A 4,211-nucleotide genomic window follows, 5' to 3' on the forward strand; every position below is an offset into this window, starting at 1 on the left:
GACAACCCTTATACCAGGGGCTTCTCTACGTCAGGGCCGAACCCAGCAACCCACAGCAAGCTCACGACCTGCGACACCAGGTTGGAATCAGCTCAGTGAAGCTGATCACTAGTCAGGGTTTGGAGACCCCGTTGTCAGGGCGAAGCGGTGTACAGCCGCGGCATGGCGGACACTCAGACGGCCGCGTCGTTCCCGAATGCTGACGGCCTTCAGTCTGATGGTGCGATGCCTATATCTCACGGTGAGTGCGACGTTTTGGTGGTGTTTCGAGACGCCACCACTGACGATGGCACGCTCTTCCCAGGCACAGTTGTTTCGTGACCACTCATGAGTCATGTTGGTGGGCTGGTCAGCGCAGCTCAACGCACCGCACCTGTTCGAGCTTGGCCCGTTGATCGACGTTCAGTCCGCCGCGCGGGTCACCGTGCATCGCAACGGCCTGGCCGGGTCGGTGATCACCAGTGACCTCCTGTTATGCCTGGATGTTCCACTAACCTGCGAGACTCGTCATTGGTTGCTTTAGGCCACCCTCTGACGGCCCAGGCTGGTCGACGTCAACGTGATCCAACGCGGTTGTCATACCCGCCCTCTACACTCCGGCCCATGGCTAAGGGAGCGATCTCACGGGATGACATCCTCAAGACGCTTGAGGAGTACGACGATTTGGGACGTGATGCATTCCTCGACCTGTACGGCTACGGGGAGGCAAGTACGTACCTGCTCGTGCACAACGGGAGGGAGTACGACTCCAAGGCCATCGCCGGAGTGGCTTACAAGCACTAGCAAGGAGCGCCCCTTACGAGGAAGGAGTTCAGTGGTGGCCTGGGACATGCAGTGGACTGGCTCAAACGCGAAGGCTTCACCATCGTCGCGTCGCGCAACCCTAAGTGGAGGCGGGACGAGCTGATCCTTGCCTGTGATGTCGTCGCACGAAACAACTGGAAGGGGCTGTACCCGGAGGACTCGCGGATCGCTGAGCTGTCCGACCTGCTGCAATTGCTGGCCGCATACCCTGTAGAAGAGCGCGCTGCCACCTACCGCAACCGCAACAGGGCTGCTCGCAAGACTTTCGACGTTGCCACACACCACCCGGGATACACGAAAAAGCGCACCAACGGCGGCCGGTTGGATCGCGAGGTTCTGCAGGACTTCCTAGACCGACCAACGGAGATGGCCCAGGCCGCCCACTTACTGCGCGAGGGCTTGAAGCACGGGACTCTTGATCCGGTCCCGCTGGAGGAGGATGACGACGACGCCGAAGACGAGGCGAGTGCACCGGAAGGCCGCGTGCTCTACCGGCGCCACCGCACTCGGGAACGCAACAAGGGGCTGCGGAAGAAGAAGATCTCCGCGGTACTGAAGGTCGGCGGGACCCTGGCGTGTGAGGTGTGCGGTTTCGACTTCGCCGCGGTCTACGGCGAGCGTGGCGAAGGCTACATCGAGTGCCACCACGTAGTTCCTCTACACGAGGCCGGCGAAGGCACAATCAAGCTCTCGGACCTCGCACTCATCTGCTCAAACCGCCATCGCATGATCCACCGCAGCGCGCCTTGGCCCACGCCGCCCGAACTCCGAGCGATCGTTCAACGGCAGGCAACAGCGGGAGGGGTTTCGCTGCCGGGGCCTCGTGTGGCCACCGAGCTGATCGCCAGCACGTAACGTCACGGTGACTGTAGACGCCGACGGTTTTACAGTCCAACTACGAAAACGCTCTGAACTGCATCTTCAAAGATCCACCCCTCTCACTGGGAACGCATCGGGAATGACCATGCCCGCAAGGCTCAAGGCGGCCGTGCCCCACGCGGGAGGCACGGCCCTGAGGCGAGGTAGGCGAAGATTGCTGCTACAAATCCTATTTTGGGATATCGCAGATTCTTTGCTTACCCGCTACCCTGCTGCTAGAGCCCAACACCTAGCAGATGAGCTATCGCTGCAATGGTGACCAAGAGGGCGATCAGGGCGGCAATTCGGTGCCAGCGGTCCAACGCGTACCGGATTGTCCGCCCTGTTTCTGTTATCAGCCTCGTTGGCCAGCCTTCAGAGGGATCGATCACTTTTACCTCCTTTCCGGGTATACCCTCCCGGCGAATCTATCTCTAGTCAAACGGACATTTTCATTTCAGGGTAGGTGGGCTACTCCCAGGTAAGGGTTTTCTCAACCTACGGGGGAAAGCCCCTACATGAAGACTCTTGGCGAAAGGCTGTCGAGTGCTATACATGTAGAGCGCTCGACATGCCAATACGATAAAGAATTACATACAGCCACAAACCGAACATAAGGTACACCGGGAAATATTAGGTGAAAAATGGTTGATAGGTCACCAAAAACCGCTCCAGCGGAATTTCTCCTGGCGAGAGTAAACATCGCCAGGAACTCGGCTTCGATACCAGATGAAGTTAAGGAAAAGCTAGCCATGGCTAAAAATAGAAAGGTATGGGAAATGGGGTGCACTCGGGAATCGAGGGCCATATTTATCCGACGCCACGACGCTTACTATGACGAGGCGCTAGGGGTTGTGGAAGTGCAACGAATAGAGCGAAGGGAGATAATAAACGGCAACATGCGTTCCAGTAAAGTCATTCTAAAGGCAAGCAAAAGAGAGGTAACGGGAAGCGTAGCAAGAAAGGAGACGAGAATAGTTTCGATCTGGGAGGTCGAGGACCGGCGCGATCTACTTTATTCCCCCGCGACGTTTGTTTTCACAACTGCAAATGAGGCAGCTTCTTTGCACGCCTCATTGCTTGCCGAATTGGTGGGTCGTGAAGATCTACTTAAGTGCGAGGACATAGCTCCTCACCTTCCTGATCTATTTGCCTCCTACTACAACGGCATCGCCAACACAAGTGACCCCATTCGCCCTCAGATAAGCCTGGAGGAGAAAGGCGGCGACACGGACATTGATTCCTTAAAGGCTATGGCCATTGCATGGAGAAGCGACGATCGGAACCCAAAGGGGGCACTCAAAGACATGGCGTTAGATATATACAGGAGCGGAGAAAGGAACATCAGGTCAATAAGTCGAGCAACTGGCCTAGCAAGGGACACAATCTACTTACTTCTCTACGCCGAAGGACTAAAGGACTTTCCTTTATCTTACGTTGTTTCCGGGATTAGAGAAAAAATATTTTCTAGCAAAACTATGGATGGCGCCCATGCGCCGTCCATCGACGAGGTAGCGCAAGACTGGAATATCTCGAAGAAAGATGCAAGCAAAGTTCTTGCAGTACTTCGGGCGGCCGGTGTTATACGAATAGCCCCTGGAGGTGCAGTAATTGATAAGATTGGAACGCAGCCGTGAGGATGGTTTGTCTTGTCTTGATTTTTCTGGCGCTTTGTTTCGGCAGCTGATAGCGCATGGGCGGTGCGATCCTCGACCGACCAAAGAGCCGAAGCAGAGTTTGCTACCGCCCGACGCGTGGTCAATCACCGTAGGCGACAAGCCCTCGATACCTGTAGATAAAGTCCTCATCTCACAGAGATCAACGCCAGCTCAGATCACGCTCGTGACTGCGTGAACCCTTTTCCGCACCCCGCAGGGCCTGTGAGCTGGCACTTAGTCTGACACACACGGCTTATAGATCGAATCTACGGACGCATTCATGATGATCAAGCCTTCATCCGCCAGAAGCGAGAGCAGGCCCGCCGACTCGCCCAAGTAGACCGCAGCATGCTCAGTATGCCGTCCGCAGGTTCACGATGATCTCCTTCAAGATCACCCTGGTGAAGCCTGCATCTGCTGCCGACGCTATGCCTCGAATGCCACAGTTGAAGCGGTCATGATGCTTGACGATGTACGTCTCTAGCCCTCGGCCATCCGATCAAGGCGCTTCACGCCTCGAATCGCCCCCAGCTCGAAGAAGGCTAGGTAGAGGAATATCGTCTGCACTCGATCGAGAGCTACTGCACCGCGCCCGTCCGGGTGGTCGGCAGGCAAGCCACCGAATCTGCCTGGTAGGCATTCCAAGGTGGCGTCCTCAAGGTTCGTGAACGTATGCGCCAGGCGATTCCGCAGTCGATTGAATCTCAACAGCAGTGTGATCTGATCGTCGTCCGGGTCATACAGACCCACGTAAACCGCTACCTTCTGCGCAAAGCTCAGCCGAGCGAACCGGGAGTGTCGACGTCGTTCGAACCGTGACCCCTTATCGGCGTCTGAAAGCTGACCCCTGTCGTGTACTTGATTGTTACTGGTCGTTGCTGGGATTGGCCG

General features: G+C 56.5%; 4 protein-coding genes. 3 read left to right on the forward strand and 1 reads right to left on the reverse strand.

Annotated features, from left to right (window positions below; all coding sequences use genetic code 11):
- The first annotated feature begins 603 nt into the window (after positions 1 to 603).
- The 3 genes from AB0B96_RS40745 (at position 604) to AB0B96_RS40755 (ending at position 3,299) form a co-directional block, all read left to right on the forward strand.
- Complete coding sequence (locus AB0B96_RS40745; protein WP_362907663.1) at positions 604 to 783, forward strand: hypothetical protein; 180 nt, start codon at positions 604 to 606, stop codon at positions 781 to 783.
- A 51-nt stretch (positions 784 to 834) separates the two neighbouring features.
- Positions 835 to 1,659, forward strand: coding sequence for an HNH endonuclease (locus AB0B96_RS40750; RefSeq protein ID WP_362907665.1), 825 nt, complete (start codon positions 835 to 837; stop codon positions 1,657 to 1,659).
- Between the two features lie 647 nt (positions 1,660 to 2,306).
- A complete protein-coding gene (locus AB0B96_RS40755; protein ID WP_362907667.1) occupies positions 2,307 to 3,299 on the forward strand; it encodes a hypothetical protein in 993 nt (330 codons plus the stop codon).
- Between the two features lie 501 nt (positions 3,300 to 3,800).
- On the opposite strand, the gene AB0B96_RS40760 is transcribed toward AB0B96_RS40755, so the two are convergent.
- A partial coding sequence (locus AB0B96_RS40760) for a hypothetical protein (RefSeq protein WP_362907669.1) occupies positions 3,801 to 4,211 on the reverse strand: 411 nt, incomplete at its 5' end.

Source organism: Streptosporangium sp. NPDC049046 (assembly GCF_040649155.1).
In the GTDB taxonomy this organism is placed as follows: Bacteria; Actinomycetota; Actinomycetes; order Streptosporangiales; family Streptosporangiaceae; genus Streptosporangium.

Bases quoted from the DNA above. Each gene is read 5' to 3' on its own strand.
- AB0B96_RS40745 (WP_362907663.1), top strand. From the start codon at position 604: ATGGCTAAGGGAGCGATCTCACGGGATGACATCCTCAAGACGCTTGAG.
- AB0B96_RS40755 (WP_362907667.1), top strand. From the start codon at position 2,307: ATGGTTGATAGGTCACCAAAAACCGCTCCAGCGGAATTTCTCCTGGCG.